The organism is Clostridium sp. BJN0013, from assembly GCF_040939125.1.
Lineage (GTDB): Bacteria > Bacillota > Clostridia > Clostridiales > Clostridiaceae > Clostridium_B.
On record NZ_CP162495.1, the window covers coordinates 2,322,565 to 2,346,580 of the forward strand.

The window sequence follows — 24,016 nt, forward strand, 5'->3', positions numbered from 1 at the left end:
AAAGATAATTTGTGTTCGAATCATTGATTTTACACAATTAAAGTACCATAGGATTACCCTATGGCGATTTTCAATGTTCTATTTTTTTTTCTAGCATAGTATTTAGCTTTTTAATAGCGTCACTTATTCCTCCTACCTTATCTATTAATCCCTGCTCTACAGCTTGTTTTCCAATCAATATAGTTCCCATGTCATTTAATAGATCATCTGATTGGAGCATTAGATTACTCAACTTTTCTCTAGTTATCCTTGATGTTCTCACTATAAACTCATTTATTCTCTCCTGCATTTTATTAAAATACTCAAAGGTTTGAGGTACTCCAATAATTAGTCCATTCATTCTTATTGGATGCACAATCATAGTAGCCGTAGGAGATATAAAAGAATAATCTGAAGCCGTAGCAAGAGGAACCCCAATAGAGTGGCCTCCCCCTATAACCAGAGATACTGTAGGTTTACTTAAACTCCTTATCATCTCTGCTATAGCAAGCCCTGCTTCTACATCTCCACCTACAGTATTTAAAACTACCAGTACCCCTTCAACTCTAGGATCATTTTCCATGAGAATTAAATTAGGTATTACATGTTCATATTTAGTTGCTTTGGTTTCAGGCGGAAGGGTTACATGCCCCTCTATTTGGCCTATTATAGGAAGTATTTGAATTTTATTATTTTCCTCTGCTATGTTAGGCATACCCAACTCTTTTATATTATTTAACTTTTCATTGGCACGATTATCTACTATTTCCTTATTCATCCTCTGCGGCATTTTAATCTCCTCCTTAAATAAATTTATTTTATGCATTTATGGAGGTTGCTATACCTTTTACTTCACATGTGATAAAAATTCTTTATGAAGTGCATTTATGGCCTTTCCCATTTCACTGCTTTTAACAAGACACCATATAGTAGTATGTGAATCCGCTGTCTGCAATACTTCTATACCCTCTTCATGCAATATCTTCAATATTCTAGCCATAACTCCTGGTATACCTCTCATGCCACTTCCTATAAGAGCTATTTTGCTGCAGTTTTCTATTAAGGAATATACAAGCTCTAAATTCTTAGCTATTACCTTAAACTTATCTATATCTTTACTATCTATAGTAAAAATCTGCTTACTTGGAAATACATTTATTAAATCTATACTTATTGAATTATTGGCCAGCTTTTCTAGTAAAGTATTATATATTTTATTACTTTCATCATAATTTACTGTGACTTGAACTCTATTATCCATAGAAGTTATACCATTTATTATCTCATCTGACTCCCCTATAACAGAATTAGTTATTATCGTACCTTTACAATTATTTAAGGTGTTTTTTACAACAAGGGGTATATTACCACTCATAGCTATTTTTACTGCTCTTGGATGTATTACTTTCGCTCCTTGATCTGCAAACTGAAACACCTCATTATAACTTATTTGTTCAATTAGAAAAGCTTCTGATACTATTCCCGGATCTGCCGTCATTATTCCATCTACATCTGTATATATTTCTATTACTTCAGAATTCAAGGCAACTCCTAAAATTGACGCAGTAACATCACTGCCACCCCTGCCTAAAGTAGTTACATATCCATTTTCACTTATTCCTTGAAATCCTGCAACTATAGGAATTTTCCCTTGGTTAACTAAATTTAATAATCTTTCTTTTTTTACTTTTAAAATGGAAGCATTGTTATAATTATCATCAGTAATTATACCTGCTTGTCCCCCAGTTAAAGGCACTGCTTTTAAACCTTTCCTCAAAAGTTCATCTGCTAAAACTATAGTGCTTATGATTTCACCACAACTCATAAGTAAATCTACTCCTAAAGGATTTTTAAGCTTAAAATCTTCTTTTATTAGTGAAAGCAGTGTATCTGTGGCATAAGGTTGACCTTTCCTTCCCATAGCAGATACCACTACAACTGGACAAAATCCTTTATCTTTTGCTTTTAATATTTTATTTACTACCTGCTCTCTTCTTTCATGAGTAGAAACAGAAGTACCTCCAAATTTCTGAATCACTATTTTCATATTAATCCTCCATTACACAGCTTATTATAAATACATAAATTTCTAAAAATATGTGTTGAATTGCAGTTTACTAATATACAATATGTTAATAGTGGATAATATGTTAATTAGCGTATACTATTAACGTACTTTTTTAAGGGATTTTTCATCTACATCTATTATAATAGTTTTGGTACCTATTTTCTTTACATATTCCCAGGGTACTTCTATAAATTCTCCTTTTCCAAAAATACTAAATCTTGATCTACCGTCATTTAAAATAAGCATTTTTAAAACTCCCTCTGAATCCACTATTATATCGTTATTGCCCAAAAAATTAAATTTGTTACCATCATTTACATTTATAATTTCATATCTTTCCATCTCGCTATAAAATTTTATATTCTCATCCATACTTACATCCCCCTATATTTTATCTGTTACATTATACTATGAGTAATATAATGTACTTATTACAGGGTTTGGGTATCCAGGAACAAATAATAATTTGAATTATCTACCAAGACATACCTTAGCTATATGAATAAAAATTTTTATAAGATTATTAATGATTATAACTCTTAAATTAAACTTTTCTTTGATTTTTCAAAAGAAATACTATCTTTTTCCAATAAATTTTCTATAACAGATATATCTATTTCTTTTCCTACAAAGGATGAATTTACTATACCTTTATAAAATGTATTTTTCATCACCCTTTCAATGCTTTCTTCATCTATCTTATTTATCTTGTCTATAATATCTTCTGGTATATTTAACCTATTTAAAAGTAAAAGGGATTTTCCATTATTGAACATTCTGCTGCTTATACTTTCAAGTCCCAATATATAATTTCCCTTTAACTGTTCTTTTAATTTTTTTAATTTATCCTTTGTTATAACTGAAGTTGAGAATTTTAACATTTCATCTTTTATTCTAGCTATTACATCATAAGCATATTTAGCATTCAACCCTGCATAAACAGTTATTGCCCCTATATTATTAAAAGTGGTTATATAAGAATAGATTGAATAACAAAGCCCTCTTTCCTCTCTTATTTTCTGAAATAATATAGAAGAAGCCACCCCTCCATACATGTTGTTTAAAATCAAAAGAGTATAAAGATCATTACTTCCATTTTCCACTCCTGGTATACCTAAACTGAGATGCAGTTGTTCTATATTCTTCTTTTTAAAAAAATGATTACTTAAAAATTCTGGTTTAGAATAATTGGTTACTTTTTTATTCAATATATTCCATGTACCAAAATATTTTTCTATTAACCTTTCAACTTTATTTAGATCTACATTACCTGCTATGGAAATCACAGAATTCTCCGGTATATAATAAGATGATATGTACTCCATCAAATGTTCTTTTGTAAAGGATTTTACAGTATCTATACTTCCTAATATAGGAAAGGATATAGAGTCCTTTCCCCACATAGCCTTACTGTGAAGATCAGAAAGTACATCTTCCGGAGAGTCCTCACTCATATTTATCTCCTCAATTATAACTCCCTTTTCTTTTTCTATATCTTCTGGTAAAAATTTACTATTAAATAACATATCCGATATAACATCTATAGCTAAATCCAAATGCGAATTTAACACCTTTACATAAAAACATGTAGCTTCCTTACCAGTAAATGCGTTTATTTGTCCTCCTATATCTTCTATACATTCTGCTATTTCAAGGGCAGTTCTATTAGTGGTTCCTTTAAAAAACATATGTTCAATAAAATGAGAGATCCCATTGTTTTTATCATTTTCATTTCTTGAGCCATTTTTTACCCACAATCCCACACTTACAGAATTTACATAATCTATATCCTCTACAACTATTCTAAGACCATTATCCAGTTTAAATACATTATACAATAAAAACAGTCACCTCTTTCAATTAACAATTCTTAATCTATAAAAATAGTTTAATTTAAAAAATAAAAAGGCACCTAAGCCCTTCTATTTTGCTACTTTTTTTGTATGTCCTTCTCATTTAAATCTTTCTTCTCTGAATCCTTTATAGCATCCTTCCTGGAAAGATTTATTCTTCCCTGGCTATCTATTTCAATTACTTTAACTAATATTTCATCTCCCACAGAAACTACATCTTCTACTTTATTTACTCTTGTAAAGTCTAGCTTTGATATGTGAACTAATCCTTCTTTTCCCTTATGTATTTCCACAAAAGCTCCAAAATTAGTTATCTTAGTAACCTTACCCAAATATATTTCTCCTACTAATATTTCTCTAGTAAGATCATCTATTATTTTCAATGCTTTTTTAGCACTTTCACTATTTTCCGACATAACAAATATCTTGCCATCTTCTTTTATATCTATTTTAACTCCAGTTTCTGCTATTATTTTATTGATAACTTTTCCCCCAGCTCCTATTACATCTCTTATTTTATCAGGAGGTATAGACATTATATAGGTCTTTGGTGCATATTTTGACACTTCTGCCCTATGCTCTGGGATACACTGCTTCATTTTATCCAGTATATATAATCTAGCTGTTCTTGCTTTTTCAAGGGTTTCTTTTATACATTTATTTGACAGTCCATGAATTTTAGTGTCAAATTGGATAGCTGTAATACCTTTTTCCGTTCCACCTACTTTAAAATCCATATCACCAAAAAAATCTTCTAACCCCTGTATATCTGTTAATATTTCTTCCTGGGATAAGTCTTCACTAGTTACAAGCCCCATAGCTATTCCAGCTGCAGGTCTTTTTATTGGAACACCTGCATCCAAAAGTGCCAGTGTACTTCCACATATACTAGCCTGAGATGTGGAACCATTGGAACTCAGAACCTCTGATACAAGTCTTATGGTATAAGGAAACTGTTCCTCCATAGGTATAAGTGGTTCCAGTGCTTTTTCAGCTAATGCACCATGGCCTATTTCTCTTCTTCCAGGTCCTCTTAAAGGTCTAACTTCTCCTGTACTATAAGATGGAAAATTATAATGATGCATATATCTTTTAGAATCCTCAAGACCTACTCCATCAAGTATTTGTACATCACCTAAAGATCCCAATGTAGCAACAGTCATTACTTGAGTTAATCCTCTAGTAAACAGCCCGGTACCGTGAGCTCTTGGAAGAAACCCTACCTCACAACTTATAGGACGTACTTCATCAAATGCCCTTCCATCCACTCTTCTATGCTCATTTAAAAGCATATTTCTAACTATTTCCTTTTTTATCCTGTATACTACATCTGATATATCACTTTTATTATCTACATACTTTTCAGAAAATTGTTCCTCCAATTTTTCATCAATATCTTTTAAAACTTCATTTCTCTCATTTCTATCTACTATATACATGGCACTTTTTATCATATCAAAAGCAAATTCCCTTACTTCATTTTCTAAATCCTCATCTACTTTATAAAGCTCAGGTTCATCTTTTCTCTTGCCATATTTTTTCATAACTTCTTCCTGAAATAAGGCTATTTTCTTGCATTCTTCAAAACCAAAAATTATAGCATCATACATAATACCTTCTGGTACTTCGCATGCTCCAGCTTCTACCATCATAACCCTCTCTTTAGTAGCACATACAGTAAGATTCAAAGTGCTTTTCTCTCTATCCTCTAAATTAGGATTTATTATAAAATTTCCATCTACTAAACCTACGGATACAGATCCCACAGGGGTTGTAAAAGGAATACTTGACATACATAAGGCCAAAGATGCCCCATTCATAGCCACTATATTAGGTAAATTATCTTGATCTACAGATAATACTGTACATACTACTTGAACATCATTTCTATATCCTTTGGGAAATAATGGTCTAAGAGGCCTATCTATTGCCCTTGCATTTAATATTGCCTTCTCTGAGGGCTTACCTTCCCTTTTTATAAATCCTCCTGGAATTTTTCCAACAGAATATAGTCTTTCTTCATACTCTATACTTAAAGGAAAAAAATCTATTCCTTCTCTTGGTTTATCTGAAGCATTTGTATTAATTAAAACTACTGTATCTCCATAACTTATAAACATACCACAATTAGATAGCATACCTACTTTTTCACAGTCAACTTTTAAAGTTCTGCCTGCCACAGTAGTTTGAATAAATTCTTTCATTAAAAATTTCCCTCCTCTCAATAAATTACAATTTTTTTAAAACAATGGAGCGGTAAAAGCCGCTCCAAAAATTATTTTCTTAAATTTAATGCTTTAATAATAGCACGATATCTTTCAATGTCTTGCTTAATTAAATAATTAAGAAGTCCCCTTCTTTTACCAACCATCATTAAAAGTCCTCTTCTTGAATGGTGGTCTTTTTTATGAATCTTCAAATGTTCATTCAGATGATTAATTCTTGTAGTAAGCAATGCTATTTGAACCTCTGGAGATCCTGTATCTCCCTCATGTCTTGCATATTTTTCCATTATTTCTTGTTTAACTGCCTTTTCCATTATGTTACACCTCCAATTGTTATTCCCCTCTATCCCAAGAATACCGTCGGCAAATCGAAATTCTTAGCATAAGGATCACGCCTGTAATTATAACAAATAAAATTCTTATTGTAAATTAATTTTTAAAATTAATTTGTAATTTTTTCTTACTGGCATACAATTTGTCTTTTTTTAGCTGATGAGCTAATTCCGATAAACTATTAAACTTTAATTCATCTCTAATTCTTTCTATAAAGTGTATTTTTGCATTTTTGCCATACACATCCTCATTAAAATTTAATATATGAGTTTCAATACTCAGTTTATTATCACAGGTAGTAGGATTGTACCCTACATTTGTTATACCTTTAAATATACCATCATCTAACTGTACCATAGTATAATAAACTCCACCCTTTGGTATTACAAATTTTTTATCGTAATTTAAATTTATTGTAGGAAAACCTAGTTTTCTCCCGAGATGTTTTCCATGTATTACCTTTCCCTGTATTGCAAAAGGACGTGTTAAAAGCTTATTAACTTTTTTCATATCCCCTTCATCTGATATAAGTGTCCTTATAATTGAGCTGCTGACTACTTGCCCTTTATATTTCACAGAATCTATTACACTTAGAGAAAATTTATAATTTTTACTCATTTTTTTAAGTAAACTTACATCTCCAAGATTTTTATATCCAAATCTATAATTAAATCCTACTATAATTCCTTTAGCTCTATAATTATTTAAAAGGTGAATTACAAAATCTTCGGGGTGGATTTTCATAAATTCCTTATTAAAGTTCACCATATTTATTATATCCAATCCAGCATTTCTTAATACATTTACCTTACATTCATTATCCATTAAGATTTTAGGTGCCAAATCCGGGTTTATAATATTGAGAGGATGATCCTTGAAGGTAACTATCATACTTTTTGCACCATTATTTTTAGCAAGTTTAATAGTTTTATTTATCAAACTCATATGCCCCAAATGAAGTCCATCAAAACTTCCTAAAGCAATATATGTACTCTTCATAAAATGCTTTTTAAAATTATCTTCTATAATTATCATATCTAATTACCTCAAACAAACAATTTTACTATTTTAAATTGAAAATCTTTATTCATTCCCATACCTATAAATTTATTACCTTCTATATAAACTCTATATAATTGACCTTTTATTGTTCTATTTAAAAATTTTTCATCTTTTATACTTATTCCATTTAATACTTTTTTTACATATTTGTGTTCTATTAAAATTTCAGGATATCTATAAAGAGCTTTATCTATGGGTATAATATAGTTTAATATATTCTCACTGTCTAAATCTTCAAGAGCAATGGAATCTGCAATATTAAAATTGCCCGTAGACAATCTCTTTAAATTCCACATAGTACCCCCACAATTTAGCTTATTCCCTATATCATTACATAAACTCCTAATATAAGTACCCTTTGAACAAGTTACTTCAAATAATACATAAGGTAAATCTATATTTACAATATCTATAGAATATATGGTTATTTTCCTTTTTTTTCTCTCTACTTCTATACCTTTTCTTGCCAGATCATAAAGCCTCTTGCCATTTACTTTCAATGCAGAATACATAGGTGGCACCTGTTCTATTTCCCCCTGAAAACTTAAGATTTCATCTATTATATCCTTTTCTTTTAAATCAATATTTTTAATATTTACTATATTTCCTTCTCTATCATAAGTTTCCGTAGTAATTCCAAGCCTTAACTGAGCCAAGTATATTTTTTTACTTTCAACTATATAATCTGCAAATTTTGTAGCCCTGCCTATACAAACTGGAAGTACTCCTGATGCAATGGGATCAAGGGTACCTGTATGACCTACTTTTTTATCTTTCAACATAAACTTTACTTTTCTAACCACATCAAAAGAGGTCATACCCTCAGGTTTATTTATATTTAAAATTCCATCCATCATAAAAACTCTTTTTCAACTTCCGCTAGTATTATATCTTTTACCTCTGCAATAGATTTATCTGAAATAACAAGCCCACTAGCCCTCAAATGTCCTCCTCCACCAAAAGTTTCTGCTATTTTTCTCACATCTACCTTGGATTTAGATCTAAGACTTACCTTTACTCCTTCTTCAACTTCCTTTAATAGAATTCCCACTTCCACAGTGTCTATTTTCATCCCTATATTAATAATATCTGAAGTATCTGTATCTTTTATTATACCTAAATTAAAGAGCATATCTTTTGTAATTTCTATAGTACAGATCTTATCCCCTGCTGCTAATTTCATAGATTCTATGGCTTTTCCATATAGCTTAATTCTCTGAAATTTTTTATTTTCAAAAATCACTCTGTGTATTTCACTAAAATCTATGCCCGTGTTAATTAAATCTCCTGCTATAGTATGGGTTACAGAAGTAGTGGAAGGATATCTAAAAGAACCACTGTCTGTAATTATAGAAGTATAAAGGCACTCTGCTATATCCTTATCCATATCAATTCCCATAAGTTTAATCATCTGATATATTATCTCTGATACTGCTGCTGCATTCGTGTCAACGTAATTCAAATCTCCATAGAGTTCATTTGATAAATGGTGATCTATATTTATTATGGTATAGCCTCTGTTTTCAAAATTTAACTCTGCATTTATTCTCTTTACGTCTCCACAATCTAACACTATTACACATTCAGTATCCGTGCTTACCTTAAATTTCTTGTGGTTTATATTTTCACTGCCGCATAAAAATTTAAAATCTTCTAGCATTTCTTCTTTGGAAAGTATTTCAACTTCTTTTCCAAATTTTTTTAAACCCTGAAATAATGCAAGTGAACTTCCAATGGCATCTCCATCTGGAGAAGAATGAAAAGTTATTGCAATTTTGTTGCAATGCTTTATTTTATTTATTATATCATTCATTATCATTTTTTTCATTCTCCTTTATTTTATGGAGAAGTTCATTTATATGCATACCATATTCTATAGTATTATCCATTTCTATAATTATTTCCGGGGTATTTCTGAGTTTTACTCTATGCCCTACTTCCCTCCTTATAAAACCTTCTGAATTTTTAAGTGCCTGAAATGTATCTTCTTTGGACTTATCTTCTCCATAAATACTTACAAATACTTTTGCATACTTTTGATCTTTTGTTACATCCACCTTTGTAACACTTACCATAGCACTGAGCCTTGGATCCTTTATGTCATTTCTAATTATATTGCTTATCTCTCTCTTCATCTCTTCATTTATTCTTCCACTTCTGTAATTAGTCATAAATTATCACCTCTCCATTTATAACTCTTTTTATAACTCTTTCTTCTTAATCTCTTCTATATCATAAGCTTCTATAATATCCCCTTCTTTTATATCGTTAAATTTCTCAATTGAAAGTCCACATTCATATCCTTCTGCCGCTTCTTTTACATCATCTTTAAATCTCTTTAAAGATGCAAGTTCGGATTCAAATATAACTATTCCATCTCTTATTATTCTAACCTTACAATTTCTAACCATTTTACCTTCTAGTACATAGCATCCTGCAATAGTACCTACGTTGGATATTTTGTAAATCTGCCTTATTTCTGCTTTTCCAAGTATAACTTCTTTGTAATCCGGCTCAAGCATTCCTACCATAGCAGCCTTTATATCCTCTATGGCATTATATATAACCCTATAAGTCTTTACATCTACAGATTCTTTTTCTGCAGCCGCCTGTGCATTACTATCAGGTCTTACATTAAATCCTATTATTATAGCATTTGAAGCTGATGCTAGGGTCACATCTGTTTCTGTTATAGCGCCTACTGCACCATGTATTACTCTAACTTTTACTTCTTCATTGGAAAGTTTTTGAAGAGATTGTTTTAATGCCTCTATAGAGCCCTGAACATCTGCTTTTACTATTATATTCAGTTCTTTTACTTTTCCCTCTTTTATCTGATTATATAAGTCTTCCAGTGAAACTTTATGAGTGGACTGCAGGTACTCTTCCCTTATTTTTTGTTTTCTCTTTTCTGCTATATCCCTTGCAGTTTTTTCATCCTTAACCTGATGAAATCTATCTCCTGCTGCAGGTACCTCAGATAATCCAAGTATTTCTACAGGTATGGAAGGTCCTGCTGATTTAATTTTATTTCCTTTATCATCAAACATGGCTCTAATTCTGCCATAAGTACTTCCAACTATTATGGAATCTCCCACATTAAGCGTTCCATTTTGAATAAGAAGTGTTGCAACTGCTCCTCTACCCTTATCCAATTTAGCTTCTACCACCGTACCTTTACCATTTCTATTTGAGTTTGCCTTCAATTCCTGCATTTCTGCCGTTAAAAGAACCATCTCCAGCAGCGTATCAATTCCTTCTTTAGTATGTGCAGATACAGGAATACATATAGTATCTCCTCCCCAATCTTCCGGTACAAGTTCATACTCTGTAAGCTCCTGTTTTACTTTATCTACATTGGCGCCAGGTCTATCTATTTTATTTATAGCTACAACTATAGGAACATTTGCTGCCTTACAGTGATTTATTGCCTCAGCAGTTTGTGGCATTATTCCGTCATCTGCAGCTACCACCAAGATAACTATATCTGTTATTTGAGCTCCTCTGGCTCTCATGGCAGTAAAAGCTTCATGTCCTGGAGTATCTAAGAAGGTTATTTTTTCTCCATTTATAGTAACAGTGTAAGCACCTATATGTTGCGTTATTCCTCCTGCTTCTGTAGCAGTTACTTTAGATTTTCTTATAGCATCTAATAAAGATGTCTTTCCATGGTCTACATGCCCCATAACAGTTACAACAGGTGGTCTTTTCTCTAAATTAATATCTTCATCTTCATCCTCATCTTGTTCTACTACACCTTTATCAATATCCTCTTCCTTTTTTAATACGGTAATATCGAATTTTTCCCCTAACTTTTCCGCAGTACTAAAATCTATTTCCTGATTTATGGCTGCCATTACCCCCATAAATATAAGTTGTTTGATAACTTCAGTAGTTGGTCTACCTATTTTTTCAGAAAATTCTTTTACTGTTATGGTATCTTCTATTTCCACTTCATGATTTTCTTTGGAAACTCTTTCTTTTAAATTTTTTTCGGCTTTATACTGTTTACCCTTATTTTTATCTGCGAATTTAGCCGTATTTTCAGTAATTTTTTTAGATTTTTCAGATTTTTCTTCTGTTAAATTTTTATATTTATCCTCTAAATATTCTTCCTTGCCTTCATTTTCTTCCATAAACTCCTTAATTAAATCTGCATCTTCTTCCTCTATTACACTCATATGATTTTTTACTTCTATTCCAAATTCTTCCAAAAGTAGTGCAATCAACTTTTTACTTGATATATTTAATTCTTTGGCTAATTCATAAATTCTTATTTTTGACAAACTATTCACCCCCGAGACTAAAGTTTTTCCTCTTGCTGCCATAGAGCATATAATTTTTTTCCCATGTTTTTATCTGCAACCCCTACAACTTTTATCTCCCTTATTCCTATTGCATTCCCAAGTTCTTCTTTACTATATGGCAACTTTGCAATTGGTATTTTATATTTATTACTGTAATTTAAAAATTTATTCCATGTATTTCCAGAAATATCATGACACATTACAATAAAATAGACTTTATTTTTTTTTATTTTTTCTTCACATATATTATATCCTTCTAACAGTTTTCCTGCACGCTTTATCAACCCTAAAAAACTCAAAAATTTATTTTTCATTTTCTATTTGTTCCTTTAAACTATCATATAATGCTTCATCTATTTGTATTTCAAGATTCTTTTGAATTCTTTTATTCTTAAAAGCCTTTTCAAGACACTCACTATCTCTACATATATAGGCACCTCTTCCATTCTTCTTGCCTGTGGGATCTACAAAGACTTCTCCTTCTTTATTTTTTACTATTCTTATAAGTTCTTTTTTGGGTTTCATTTCCATGCACCCTGTGCACATTCTCTGCGGTATCTTCTTTTTTTTCATACAAACACCACCTTAATCAATTTTTTCATCTTTTATATCACTTTGTGACTTACTTTTTATGTCTATTTTCCAACCTGTAAGTTTTGCTGCTAATCTTACATTCTGCCCCTCTTTACCTATAGCCAGAGACAGCTGACTGTCATCCACCACAATTTGAGCAAATTTAATTTCTTCATCCAAAGTAACATCTAAGACCTTAGCAGGACTAAGGGCATTGGCTATATATTCTTCTGGAAGTTTACTCCATTTTATTATATCTATTTTTTCACTTTTTAACTCATTTACTATGTTTTGAACCCTTACACCTTTAGGCCCAACACAAGCTCCCATAGGATCTACATTTTCGTCATTTGAATGTACTGCAATTTTTGTTCTAGAACCTGCTTCTCTTGCTATGGATTTTATATCAACTGTTCCATCAAATACTTCTGGCACCTCAAGTTCAAATAACCTTTTTATAAGACCTGGATGAGTTCTTGATATTACAATTTGAGCTCCCTTAGTAGTATTTTTAACTTCTACAATATATAATTTCAGTTTATCATTGAAATTATATTTTTCTCCAGGTATTTGTTCATTAGGTCCAAGAACCGCTTCGGTTTTTCCCAGGTTCACCAGTATATTGTTTTTATCTTTTCTAATTACAGTACCTGTTATTATATCATCTTCTTTTTCAACAAAGTCATTATATATAATTCTTCTCTCTTCCTCTTTTATTCTCTGTATAACTACCTGTTTTGCAGCCTGAGCAGCTACCCTTCCAAATTTTCTAGGAGTAACTTCTATATTTACTATATCTCCTATATTATAATTTGGATCTATTTCTTTCGCATCTTCCAAACTTATTTCACTTACATCATCCACTACATTATCTACTATACTTTTCTGTGAATAAACATGAATTTCTCCATTTTCTCTATTCATAGTAACCTTAACATTTTGGTTGCTTACTCCATGTCCTATATAATTTTTTTTATACGCAGCAACTAATGCATCTTCTATAGTTGTAAACAATAAATCTCCACTTATACCTTTTTCTTTAACTATTTCTTTTAAGGCTTCTATAAACTCCTGATTCATTTTAAAATATACCTCCCCTAAAAATCACCTTTTAAATTTACAGCTGAAATTTTACTTCTTGGAATAACAATCTCTTCTCCTTCACAACTAACTCTTAATGCATCTTCATCAAAAGATAAAAGTTCTCCTTGGTACTTTTTCTTTCCCTTTAAAAGTCCCTGTATATTAACTACCACATTACATCCTATATATTTTTTGAAATGTTCATTGTTATAAAGTGTTCTCTCTATACCTGGTGATGAAACCTCCAAATAATAAGGGTCTTTTATAGGATCTTCTCTATCTAACATATCACTAACTGCCCTACTTACATTTTCACAATCTTCCAGTGATATATTTCCTTCTTCTTTATCTATATATATTCTTAAATAATTATTGTTTCCTTCTCTTTTAAATTCTAAATGATACAATTCAAAATTTAAATTATCAACTATGGGTTTTATAAATTTTACTATTTTTTTTATTAATATATTATCCATTTTGTACCCTCCTTACCTATTAATGTTACATACTCTTTTAAAAAATGTTATCAATTATTAATAACTTAAAAACGCAACTTTCGCTGCGTTTTTAACAAATAGAAAGAGCGGGTTCAAACCCACTCCTACATACTTAAACAAATTGCTGTAGATTTACCACTTTTATTTTAACACACCCTACATTGTATTTCAAGAAAAATTATACAGAACTTTAAATTACTGATTCTTCACGTATCTACCAATTGAAATTTAGAAAACTCTAAAATATATTAAGATGCTTATCGGATATACCAATTCTACATAAACAAAGATAATTGATTGGTCTCTGGAAGATTACCCAAACACCCGTGGTTATTTAAAGTATCTATTACTGTCTTAGAAATTTTGGCCCTTATTCTTAAATCTTCTTTAGATATAAATTCTCCCTCTTCTCTAGCTTTTACTATATTCTTAGCTGCATTTTCCCCTAACCCTGCCAGAGAATTTATTGGAACTCTTATGCCACTTTCTTCTATTAAAAATTTTGTTGCATGAGACTTATATAGATCTACCTTTAAAAATTTTATTCCTCTTTTATTCATCTCATAACATAATTCTAATATAGTAAGAAGGCCTTTATCCTTTTGTGTTAAATTATTACCTTGGGCATAGAGTTCATCCATTTTTTTCTTTATAGCCCCTTCTCCTTGAATTACTATATCTGCATCAAACTCATTTGCTCTTACAGTAAAATAGGCAGCATAATATGCCTTTGGATAGTATACTTTAAAATATGCTATTCTAACTGCCATCATTACATAGGCCACCGCATGACCTTTTGGAAACATGTATTTTATTTTTTTACAGGATTCAATATACCAATTAGGTACATTATGTTCTCTCATTATAGCTTCATGTTCCTCTTTGAGCCCTTTTCCTTTTCTTACCATTTCCATTATTGTAAAAGCTACTTTAGGTGGAAGTTCTTTGTGAATTAAATATATCATTATATCATCTCTGCAAGCTATACAATCTTGCAAGGTAGTGTAACCTTCCTTTATATAATACTGGGCATTGTTAAGCCAAACATCCGTACCATGGGATAGCCCTGAAATTCTCACTAAATCTGCAAAAGTTTTTGGATGGGTATCCATCAGCATCTGTCTTACAAACTTTGTTCCAAATTCAGGAAGCCCATAAGTTCCCACAGGACAGCCAATTTCCTTTTCAGTAACTCCAAGAGCCTCTGGAGAAGTAAATAAACTCATAACTTTTGGATCTCCAAGGGGTATAGTTTTAGGGTCAACTCCTGTTAAATCCTGAAGCATTCTAAGTACAGTGGGATCATCATGTCCAAGTATATCAAGTTTTAACAACCTTCCGCTTATAGAGTGATAATCAAAATGTGTAGTTATTATTTCCGTACCGTTATCATCTGCTGGATGCTGTACCGGTGTAAAATTATGTATATCATTGTCGTCTGGAACTACCATAACTCCTCCAGGATGCTGTCCTGTAGTTCTCTTTATTCCAGTACATCCCTTTGTGAGTCTTTCTATTTCAGCCTGAGGCAGCACCATATTTTTCTCTGTTATGTATTTTTTAACATATCCATAAGCGGTTTTTTCTGCTATAGTACCTATAGTACCTGCCCTAAATACATGATCTTTTCCAAATAAAACTTCTGTATACTTGTGTACTACAGGTTGATATTCACCTGAAAAGTTCAAATCTATATCTGGCTCTTTATCCCCTGCAAATCCCAAAAAAGTTTCAAAAGGTATATCGTGACCATCCTTTATAAGTTTTTCACCGCACTTAGGACAACTTTTATCTGGTAAATCCGCTCCAGATCCTATAGAACCATCTGTAAAAAACTCACTATATTTACAATTCGGACATACATAATGAGGAGGCAACCCATTAACTTCTGTAATATTAGACATAGTTGCCACAAAAGAAGATCCTACAGAACCTCTGGAACCTACCAAATATCCATCCTTATAAGATTTTTCCACTAATTTTTGTGCAATAAGATAAAGCACAGCATATCCATTGTTTATTATAGAATTCAACTCTTTATCCAATCTTTCTTGTACAATTTCCGGCAGATTATTCCCATATACAGAATGCACTTTTTTAAGAGTCATATTTTTAATTTCTTCTTCTGCCCCTTCTATTTTGGGGGTAAAAGTTTCATCAGGTATAGGTTTTACTTCTTCTATCATATCTGCAATCTTATTAGTATTTTCAACCACCACTTCTCTGGCCTTTTTTTTACCTAAATATTGAAATTCAGAAAGCATCTCCTGGGTAGTTCTAAAGTATAGAGGAGGCTGGTTATCTGCATCTGAATATCCCTGGCCTGCCATTATTATACGTCTAAATATTTCATCTTTGGGATCCATAAAGTGTACATCTCCTGTAGCCACTATAGGGATATTATTAACGCTTCCAAGCTCACATATTCTTCTATTTATATCTCTTAGCTGTTCTATATCTTTTACCAGACCATTCCTCACCATAAACAAATTATTTTCTACAGGTTGTATTTCTAAATAGTCATAAAAGTCTAGTATATCTTTTAATTCATTATCACTTTTACCTCCTAACACCTCTCTATACACCTGCCCTGCTTCACAAGCTCCCCCTATTATAAGTCCTTCTCTATGCTTGGTTATAATGCTTTTAGGCATCCTAGGTTTTTTAAAAAAATAATTCAAATTAGACTGAGATACCATTTTATATAAATTTTTTAGCCCCATCTGATTTCTAACCAATATTATGAGGTGGTACATAGGTTGTTTTTTAACATCTATATTACTTAAAAATTCTTTATTTAAATCTCCAAGATTCAAAATATTTTTTTCTTTAAGTATTTTAAAACATTTTAAAAGTATCTCGCAGGTAGCTCCAGCATCATCTACAGCCCTATGATGATTTTCTAGGGATATATTTAAATGTTTTGCAACTATATTCAATTTAAATTTTTTAAGCTCTGGAAATAAAAATTTACAAAGAGGTATGGTATCCATAACTGGATTTTTAAATTTTAGATTCAAGTCACTACAGTTCTTTTTTATAAATCCCACATCAAAATTAGCATTATGAGCCACTACCACAGAATCCTCTATAAATTCCATAAATCTAGGCAGAATGGATTTTATATTTTCACAATTCTCTACCATTTCATCTGTGATACCTGTAAGTTCTATAATAGATAAGGGTATTGGCCTTTCTGGATTTACAAATTCGCTGAACTTACCTATTACTTTTCCTTCTCTTATCTTGACGGCACCTATTTCTATTATATTATTATTTGTCATAGAAAAACCTGTAGTTTCAATATCAAAAATTACAAAGACATCATCCAATGTTTTTTGGTCTCCATTTACAGCAATAGGAACTCCATCATCTACCATATATGCCTCTATACCATATATAACCTTAATGTTGTTTTTTTTAGCTGCATCCATAGCTTCTGGAAATGCCTGAACTACACCGTGATCTGTTATTGCAATAGCCCTATGTCCCCATAAAGCCGCTCTTTTAATGAGATTCGATGCAGAACTAACTGCATCCATAGCACTCATTTGAGTATGCAAATGAAGTTCCACTCTTTTTTCTTCTGAAGTATCCATTTTTTCTTTCTTGTGAATTTTTACTATATCCTTAGCCATTATAACTAATTCTCTTGCATAAATATCATTTACAGCTTCCCCTTTTACCACACAATAAAGCCCTTCTTTTATTTCCTCTATTATTCTATCTACATCTTTAGGCTTTGGAAAAAATTTCACTGTAATAGAACTTGTATAGTCAGTTATATAAAAAGTAACTATTTTTCTTCCCGTCTTGGTTTCTATAATTTCTTTTTTAAATATCTCCCCTTCTATTATAACTGTCTTAGATATATCAGTTATACTTACAATCTCCGTAGGAGTCCCGTTTATAGTTTTTCCTATTATCACAGGTCCTCTTTCAGAACAATTTTCTTTTCCATTTAATGTTTTATGTTCTTTACTTTCTTTTGCTGCAGAAGACATATTATTGGTTTCTTTAAATTTTTCATCTTTACATTTAAAAATATTTTCTATATATTTTTTTTCTTCTCTTTCACTTTCTTCCAAATAATCTTTAATATTCAATGCCTTGTCATAACTTACAGCTACAGAACATTTAACTCCAAACAGATCTCTTATAGTTCTACACATAAGTTTTTCTATATTTTTATTCTTAAGCAAATTACATATAAACTCATTTCCAGTAGAAATTTTAAGTATGTCACCCTCTACTTTTCTAGAACATTTTTCTAAAAACTCTCTACAAACAGGAATATATGAAGCCATTATATCTGTAAGTTCAATCCAGTAAATTTCACTTATATCTTTTAAACACACACTAGATATATCCTTATAACATATAAGTTCAATACTGCAGAAGCCTTGTAATTTTTTATTAATTATATCCCGTATTTTACTTTGTATACGGGAATCTAAACTTTCTGTCGATTTCAATATCACTTTTAATTTATTACTCTTTTTAAGATACTGAATTTTTAAAAGTTTTATATTTTCTGTCATAGTATTACTGTCTAAATCCAGATCCTCTTGCAGCATCTTTACAATATCCACACCCATTTTTTACCTCCTTAACCTATCAAGTGATTCTTAGGTTCAGGTGGAGTTTGCTTATAAGGAATACCTTTCTCCATCTGAGCCTTAGAAGAACTTATCCAGGGGCGTTATCTGTGCTTATCCTCCACTTTGAAGAAGATGGGGGTGTTAGCTAATTGCCGCCTTCGGATAACTTTAAAAGATAGTATATGAGAGTAAATTTTTTAAATAATATATTATTTAAAAAATTAAATATTTTTCACTTCCTCCATAAGTGCCTCTACTAAATCCTCTTCCTTCACCTTTCTTAATATTTTTCCTTTTTTAAATATAAGACCCTCCCCCATACCTCCAGCTATACCAATATCCGCTTCTTTTGCCTCTCCCGGTCCATTTACTACACAGCCCATAACAGCTACTTTTATATTTTTATCTATATTAGAAAGTTTCTTTTCTACTTCCTCAGCTATCTTAATCAAATCAATCTTTGTTCTGCCGCAGGTAGGACAGGATATAAATTCTATTCCTTCTTTTAAATGTCCGCATGCTTTTAATATTTCTCTGCCTACTCTAACTTCTTCTACAGGATTTCCCGTAAGAGAAACTCTTATAGTATCTCCTATTCCCTCCATTAAAAGAGTACCTATACCTACACTGGACTTTATAGTACCCCTCCATATAGTTCCTGCTTCTGTTACTCCAAGATGAAGTGGGTAATTTACTATTTTAGATATTTGTCTATAACTTTCTACCATATCATTTACATTTGAAGATTTTATAGATATAACTATGTTATAAAATCCTATATCCTCTAATATCCTAACATGCTCTAAAGCACTTTCTACTAGTGCTTCAGCACACACCCTGCCATACTTATTTAAAATATCTTTTTTCAAAGAACCTGAATTGACTCCTATTCTAATTGGAATATTCCTCTCTCCTGCTGATTTTACCACCATCTTTACTCTATCTATGTTCCCAATATTTCCTGGATTTATTCTAAGGGCTGAAGCCCCATTTTCTATGGATTTAAGAGCTAATTTATAATCAAAGTGTATATCTGCCACTAGTGGTATAGACACTTCTTTTAAGATGGTCTTTAAAGCATCACAAGCATCTACATCTGGCACTGCACACCTTACTATGTCACATCCCGCCTTCTCTAGTTTATGTATTTGTTCTATAGTAGCCTTTGTATCCTTTGTATCTGTGTTAGTCATAGACTGCACAGCTATAGGAGCATTGCCTCCTATAACCACCTTTCCTACTTTTATTTTCGTAGTGTTTGACCTTTTCACCTTTTCACCTTCTTCAAAATAGTAGATAATTATATTATCAGCATAACAGCCTTGGGATAAAAACTAAAATTTTATAGGATAAAATATATCTTTTACAGTTACTAACACCATTAAACCCATAAGGATAGCAAAACCTACATAGTTTATTATTCCTACCTTGTTATCATCTACTTTCCTACCTGTTATTATTTCAAATAAAAATAACAGTATATAACCCCCATCTAAAGCGGGAAAGGGTATTATATTAAATATAGCAAGCTGTATGCTTATATAGGCTGAAAAGGCCAGTAAACTCAATATGCCTGCTTTGGCCGCTGCACCAGAAATTTTTATTATGGTCAAAGGTCCACCTACATCATTCATAGATGCCTTCCCTCTAAATAGCGTCTTAAAAAAGCTAAATGTCTGTTTTATTAATGATTTAGTTTCTATAAATCCATAGGATATAGATTGGGTTAGAGTAGGATTAGTTACCTGAGTACCTTCGATTCCTACAATATACCTATTTTCTTTTTCATCCTTTACCGGAATTACATTTACCCGATTTGTCACCCCTTCACGCTCATAACTTATATTAATTGAATTTCCACCGGCAGTATATATTTCTGTTACAAAATCTTCCCAGGTTGATATTTTTGAATTATTGGCTTTAGTTATTTTATCTCCAGACTTAATTCCTGCTATAGCTGCAGGTTCACCTGGAAGGGTTTTACTTACTACAGGGGATAGGTATCCTCTGGCAGAAGCTATAATAGAAAATAATATTATGCCCAGTATAAAATTCATTATAGGTCCTGCTGCTACAATACTAAGTTTTCTAGCAGAACTCTTATTATTAAATGCCTTTGGATCTTCACTTTTTCCTTCATCCCCAAGCATCTTAACATAACCTCCAATAGGGAGAAGTTTTATGAGATACTCAGTTTCTTTTCCTTTTATTCCAAAGAGCTTAGGTCCCATGCCTATAGAAAATTCCTCTACTTTTACTCCATTTAATTTTGCTAATATAAAATGTCCTAATTCATGAATTATAATTAATACACCAAAAGCTATTATAGCTGCTATTATATACAAATGGTATTCCTCCTAATCATATTTCTTATTTATTAAATCTATCTTTTACATATTCCTTCACTTTTATTTCTATATTGAGCAAATCTTCTAGAGTGTATTTATTCAAATATGTGAATTTATTCATACACTCTTCTAATATATAACTTATATCTAAAAATTTTATTTTGTTAAAAAGGAATAATTCTACTGCTGCTTCATTGGCACAATTTAATATAGCCGGCATTGTACCTCCAATTTTTCCTGCCTCATAGGCTAATTTAAGAGGTTTAAAAGTATTTGTGTCAGGTTTTTCAAAACTTAATTTTTTCATATTGTAAAAATCCAACCTATTTACTAAAGCTTTCTTTCTTTCAGCATAATTCAATGCATATTGTATTGGAAGTCTCATATCCGTACTGGCAAGTTGTGCCATAACACTCCCATCTTTATATTCTACCATAGAGTGAACTATACTTTCAGGATGAACTACTACTTTTATTTTTTCATAAGGCATATCAAAAAGAAAATGAGCCTCTATAACTTCCAATCCTTTATTCATAAGAGTAGCAGAATCTATGGTAAGCTTTTTGCCCATTTTCCAACTAGGATGATTTAATGCTTCTTTTACAGTAACATCTAAAAGCTGTTCTTTAGTCTTTCCTCTAAAGGGTCCCCCGGAAGCAGTAAGATACAGTCTCTCTATATCCTGAAAATCATTTCCTTTAATACATTGAAAAATAGCACTATGCTCAGAATCCACAGGAAATATTTTTATTTTATTTTTTTTTGCTAATTTTATAACCAGTTCTCCTCCTACTACCAGTGTTTCCTTATTAGCTAATGCTATATCTTTACCTGATTCTATGGCCTTTATGGTAGGAACCAGTCCTACCATTCCCACTACAGAAGTAACTACCATGTCAATATCCGGCAAAGTAGCTATGGTATTTAAACCATCTATTCCAAATAATATTTTGGCATTTACATTTTTATTACTACAATAATCCTTAAATTTTAAATAAGCATTTTTTTCAGTTAATACTACATAGGAAGGATTAAATTCATTCACTATATCTAAAAGTTTATTTACACTGTCATGTGAAGATACTGCCACAAGCTTAAAGTTTTCCCTATCCTTTCTCAATATGTCTAAGGTCTGAGTGCCTATAGAACCGGTAACACCAAGTATGGAAATTTTTTTCATTGTAACAACTCCTTATTCTAATACAACTGCAAATTAAACATAATTTTAATATGATTAACTATACCATATTTATGTTATAAAATAAATAACCTTATTATTTACATATAATTTACAATATTTTATTATACTTTTAAAATAAGACTGGGATATTAGCAGAGTGGTAACTTTTGAATATAGTCTAAAAACAAAAATGGAGATATTCGATATATACCGAATATCTCCCTAAATAGTAAATTTTAATATACATAAATAACTGCAACAAACATTAAATAATAATACACTACAACTCCAGAAAAAAGTATGCTGTCAAATCTATCCAAAATACCTCCATGTCCTGGTATTAGATTACCATAATCTTTTACTTTTGCATATCTTTTTATTGAAGAAGCAGCTAAATCTCCAAATTGGCAAAATACGCCACACAATACACCTAATATTATGTAGTGGTATAAAGGCATAGGTACCCCCATAATAATGGCAAAACAGCCGAATAAACTACAAGCTATGGTACTTCCAATCACTCCTCCAATAGCACCTTCCACAGTTTTTTTAGGACTTACCCTAGGACAAAGCTTTTTTTTCCCAAAAAACTTACCTGTATAATAGGCTGCAGTATCGCAGCACCACGCAGATATAACTATGAGCCACACTAGATAATTTCCATATAATCCTTTATTTACCAGAACTATTGTACTAAAGAATAAGGCTATATATAAAAATCCAAATAAAGTGCTGACTATATCTAAAAAATTATATTCTATATCCATAACCAGAATACACAAAAGCATAAAAATCGATATTATAATAGTAAAAAATAAAAATTTATAATTTACTTCTGATCTTAAACTTATATAATAAATTATACATAATAGATATCCTATTATATTTATTGGATTTAAATGTTTAGTTTTTATTACTTTATAAAATTCATACATTCCTATAAGAGAAATTATCATAATACCATATTTTAAATAAACGCCTCCTAAAAATAATATAAGAATAAAAGGTATTAATGTAAAAGCTCCTAAATATCTACTATTCACTACTTCACCTCCATAATAAAGTATGTAAAAATATTAATAGATGAAAAACTATAAATATATCTATATACTATACAGTTCCAAATCTCCTATCCCTATTTTGATAATCAAAAATAGCTTTATGAAGGTGCCAAACTTTAAAGTCCGGCCAATTTATATCAGAATACCAAAACTCAGAATATGCACACTGCCATAAAAGAAAATTACTTAAACGCTGTTCTCCGCTTGGTCTTATTATTAGATCAGGATCAGGCATATTTTTTGTATACAAATACCTAGATACAGTATCTTCAGTTATATTATCTTTACTAATTTTCCCCAGTTCTATATCCTCATACATAAGTTTAAACGCCCTAACTATTTCATCTCTCCCACCATAGTTTAATGCTAAATTTAAAGTTAATCCAGTATTATTTTTTGTGTTTTTATTAGATGTAATCAATTCTTTTTCACACAAAGGAGGTAATTTATGTATATTGCCTATGTAATTTATTATAACATTATTATCATGTAATTCTTTGAATTCTTTCCTCAAATATTCTACAAGAAGATCCATGAGAGAATTCACTTCTTCTTTAGGTCTTTTCCAATTTTCTGTAGAAAAAGCATATAGAGTTAAATACCTTACTTTCAGATTACTACATTCTTTTACAATTGCCCTTATGGCCTCCACTCCTGCTCTATGTCCCATAATTCTTGGAAAATTTCTTTTTTTGGCCCATCTTCCATTTCCATCCATTATAATGGCTATATGTTGTGGAATATTATTTAAATCAATATATATCTTTTCATCTTCATTTTTTTTATTCTTACGAGAATTAAAAAACTTTAACATGAATATATCTCCATTCATTAAAATTTATATTT

21 protein-coding genes are annotated in these 24,016 nt (G+C 31.0%); all 21 read right to left on the minus strand.

Annotation, left to right across the window (positions count from 1 at the left end; all coding sequences use genetic code 11):
- Positions 1-70: 70 nt before the first annotated feature.
- The 21 genes from AB3K27_RS11835 to AB3K27_RS11935 all read right to left on the minus strand — a co-directional run bounded on the left by AB3K27_RS11835 (position 71) and on the right by AB3K27_RS11935 (position 23,984).
- Entirely contained in the window at positions 71-769 is a 699-nt protein-coding gene (locus AB3K27_RS11835) for a ClpP family protease (protein ID WP_368487634.1), read from the minus strand.
- A gap of 57 nt (positions 770-826) precedes the next feature.
- Complete coding sequence (gene dapG, locus AB3K27_RS11840) at positions 827-2,026, minus strand: aspartate kinase (protein ID WP_368487635.1); 1,200 nt, start codon at positions 2,024-2,026, stop codon at positions 827-829.
- 120 nt (positions 2,027-2,146) lie between these two features.
- A complete protein-coding gene (locus AB3K27_RS11845; RefSeq protein WP_368487636.1) occupies positions 2,147-2,419 on the minus strand; it encodes a YlmC/YmxH family sporulation protein in 273 nt (90 codons plus the stop codon).
- 167 nt (positions 2,420-2,586) lie between these two features.
- Entirely contained in the window at positions 2,587-3,885 is a 1,299-nt protein-coding gene (locus AB3K27_RS11850) for a M16 family metallopeptidase (protein WP_368487637.1), read from the minus strand.
- Positions 3,886-3,977: 92 nt separating this feature from the next.
- The gene (locus AB3K27_RS11855) at positions 3,978-6,104 is read right to left on the minus strand and encodes a polyribonucleotide nucleotidyltransferase (protein WP_368487638.1); all 2,127 of its coding nucleotides are present in this window, start codon (positions 6,102-6,104) and stop codon (positions 3,978-3,980) included.
- Between the two features lie 71 nt (positions 6,105-6,175).
- The gene (gene rpsO, locus AB3K27_RS11860) at positions 6,176-6,439 is read right to left on the minus strand and encodes a 30S ribosomal protein S15 (RefSeq protein ID WP_012101825.1); all 264 of its coding nucleotides are present in this window, start codon (positions 6,437-6,439) and stop codon (positions 6,176-6,178) included.
- 115 nt (positions 6,440-6,554) lie between these two features.
- Positions 6,555-7,493, minus strand: a complete 939-nt coding sequence (locus tag AB3K27_RS11865; protein ID WP_368487639.1) for a bifunctional riboflavin kinase/FAD synthetase — start codon at positions 7,491-7,493, stop codon at positions 6,555-6,557.
- Positions 7,494-7,504: 11 nt separating this feature from the next.
- Entirely contained in the window at positions 7,505-8,374 is an 870-nt protein-coding gene (truB, locus tag AB3K27_RS11870) for a tRNA pseudouridine(55) synthase TruB (RefSeq protein WP_368491226.1), read from the minus strand.
- A complete protein-coding gene (locus AB3K27_RS11875) occupies positions 8,374-9,339 on the minus strand; it encodes a bifunctional oligoribonuclease/PAP phosphatase NrnA (protein WP_368487640.1) in 966 nt (321 codons plus the stop codon). Before AB3K27_RS11875 ends, truB begins: the two co-directional genes overlap by 1 nt.
- Positions 9,326-9,691 carry a 30S ribosome-binding factor RbfA gene (gene rbfA / locus AB3K27_RS11880; RefSeq protein WP_368487641.1) on the minus strand — a complete coding sequence of 122 codons (366 nt, stop codon included), beginning with the start codon at positions 9,689-9,691 and terminating at the stop codon, positions 9,326-9,328. Before rbfA ends, AB3K27_RS11875 begins: the two co-directional genes overlap by 14 nt.
- A gap of 30 nt (positions 9,692-9,721) precedes the next feature.
- On the minus strand, positions 9,722-11,806 hold the full coding sequence (infB, locus tag AB3K27_RS11885; protein ID WP_368487642.1) for a translation initiation factor IF-2: 2,085 nt from the start codon (positions 11,804-11,806) through the stop codon (positions 9,722-9,724).
- 17 nt (positions 11,807-11,823) lie between these two features.
- Entirely contained in the window at positions 11,824-12,141 is a 318-nt protein-coding gene (locus tag AB3K27_RS11890; protein ID WP_368487643.1) for a ribosomal L7Ae/L30e/S12e/Gadd45 family protein, read from the minus strand.
- Entirely contained in the window at positions 12,131-12,400 is a 270-nt protein-coding gene (rnpM, locus tag AB3K27_RS11895; RefSeq protein WP_012101818.1) for an RNase P modulator RnpM, read from the minus strand. The genes AB3K27_RS11890 and rnpM overlap by 11 nt, the downstream gene beginning before the upstream one ends.
- 12 nt (positions 12,401-12,412) lie before the next feature.
- Entirely contained in the window at positions 12,413-13,480 is a 1,068-nt protein-coding gene (gene nusA, locus AB3K27_RS11900) for a transcription termination factor NusA (RefSeq protein ID WP_368487644.1), read from the minus strand.
- Between the two features lie 17 nt (positions 13,481-13,497).
- Positions 13,498-13,959 carry a ribosome maturation factor RimP gene (gene rimP / locus AB3K27_RS11905; protein WP_368487645.1) on the minus strand — a complete coding sequence of 154 codons (462 nt, stop codon included), beginning with the start codon at positions 13,957-13,959 and terminating at the stop codon, positions 13,498-13,500.
- A gap of 296 nt (positions 13,960-14,255) precedes the next feature.
- Positions 14,256-18,578: a PolC-type DNA polymerase III gene (locus AB3K27_RS11910; protein ID WP_368487646.1), complete on the minus strand. Its 4,323-nt coding sequence runs from the start codon at positions 18,576-18,578 to the stop codon at positions 14,256-14,258.
- 224 nt (positions 18,579-18,802) lie between these two features.
- Positions 18,803-19,852, minus strand: a complete 1,050-nt coding sequence (gene ispG, locus AB3K27_RS11915) for a flavodoxin-dependent (E)-4-hydroxy-3-methylbut-2-enyl-diphosphate synthase (RefSeq protein WP_368487647.1) — start codon at positions 19,850-19,852, stop codon at positions 18,803-18,805.
- Between the two features lie 63 nt (positions 19,853-19,915).
- Positions 19,916-20,926 (minus strand): RIP metalloprotease RseP, encoded by a 1,011-nt coding sequence (gene rseP, locus AB3K27_RS11920; protein ID WP_368487648.1) that lies wholly within the window; start codon positions 20,924-20,926, stop codon positions 19,916-19,918.
- Between the two features lie 25 nt (positions 20,927-20,951).
- A complete protein-coding gene (locus AB3K27_RS11925) occupies positions 20,952-22,109 on the minus strand; it encodes a 1-deoxy-D-xylulose-5-phosphate reductoisomerase (protein ID WP_368487649.1) in 1,158 nt (385 codons plus the stop codon).
- A gap of 236 nt (positions 22,110-22,345) precedes the next feature.
- Positions 22,346-23,152, minus strand: a complete 807-nt coding sequence (locus tag AB3K27_RS11930; RefSeq protein WP_368487650.1) for a phosphatidate cytidylyltransferase — start codon at positions 23,150-23,152, stop codon at positions 22,346-22,348.
- Positions 23,153-23,219: 67 nt separating this feature from the next.
- Positions 23,220-23,984 carry an isoprenyl transferase gene (locus tag AB3K27_RS11935; protein ID WP_368487651.1) on the minus strand — a complete coding sequence of 255 codons (765 nt, stop codon included), beginning with the start codon at positions 23,982-23,984 and terminating at the stop codon, positions 23,220-23,222.
- Positions 23,985-24,016: the final 32 nt, after the last annotated feature.

Excerpts from the sequence above, each read along its gene's own strand:
- AB3K27_RS11835 (WP_368487634.1), bottom strand. The coding sequence starts at position 769 with ATGCCGCAGAGGATGAATAAGGAAATAGTAGATAATCGTGCCAATGAA.
- dapG (WP_368487635.1), bottom strand. The coding sequence starts at position 2,026 with ATGAAAATAGTGATTCAGAAATTTGGAGGTACTTCTGTTTCTACTCAT.
- AB3K27_RS11845 (WP_368487636.1), bottom strand. The coding sequence starts at position 2,419 with ATGGATGAGAATATAAAATTTTATAGCGAGATGGAAAGATATGAAATT.
- AB3K27_RS11855 (WP_368487638.1), bottom strand. The coding sequence starts at position 6,104 with ATGAAAGAATTTATTCAAACTACTGTGGCAGGCAGAACTTTAAAAGTT.
- rpsO (WP_012101825.1), bottom strand. The coding sequence starts at position 6,439 with ATGGAAAAGGCAGTTAAACAAGAAATAATGGAAAAATATGCAAGACAT.
- AB3K27_RS11865 (WP_368487639.1), bottom strand. The coding sequence starts at position 7,493 with ATGATAATTATAGAAGATAATTTTAAAAAGCATTTTATGAAGAGTACA.
- truB (WP_368491226.1), bottom strand. The coding sequence starts at position 8,374 with ATGGATGGAATTTTAAATATAAATAAACCTGAGGGTATGACCTCTTTT.
- AB3K27_RS11875 (WP_368487640.1), bottom strand. The coding sequence starts at position 9,339 with ATGATAATGAATGATATAATAAATAAAATAAAGCATTGCAACAAAATT.
- rbfA (WP_368487641.1), bottom strand. The coding sequence starts at position 9,691 with ATGACTAATTACAGAAGTGGAAGAATAAATGAAGAGATGAAGAGAGAG.
- AB3K27_RS11890 (WP_368487643.1), bottom strand. The coding sequence starts at position 12,141 with ATGAAAAATAAATTTTTGAGTTTTTTAGGGTTGATAAAGCGTGCAGGA.
- rnpM (WP_012101818.1), bottom strand. The coding sequence starts at position 12,400 with ATGAAAAAAAAGAAGATACCGCAGAGAATGTGCACAGGGTGCATGGAA.
- nusA (WP_368487644.1), bottom strand. The coding sequence starts at position 13,480 with ATGAATCAGGAGTTTATAGAAGCCTTAAAAGAAATAGTTAAAGAAAAA.
- rimP (WP_368487645.1), bottom strand. The coding sequence starts at position 13,959 with ATGGATAATATATTAATAAAAAAAATAGTAAAATTTATAAAACCCATA.
- AB3K27_RS11910 (WP_368487646.1), bottom strand. The coding sequence starts at position 18,578 with ATGGGTGTGGATATTGTAAAGATGCTGCAAGAGGATCTGGATTTAGAC.
- AB3K27_RS11925 (WP_368487649.1), bottom strand. The coding sequence starts at position 22,109 with ATGAAAAAAATTTCCATACTTGGTGTTACCGGTTCTATAGGCACTCAG.
- AB3K27_RS11935 (WP_368487651.1), bottom strand. The coding sequence starts at position 23,984 with ATGTTAAAGTTTTTTAATTCTCGTAAGAATAAAAAAAATGAAGATGAA.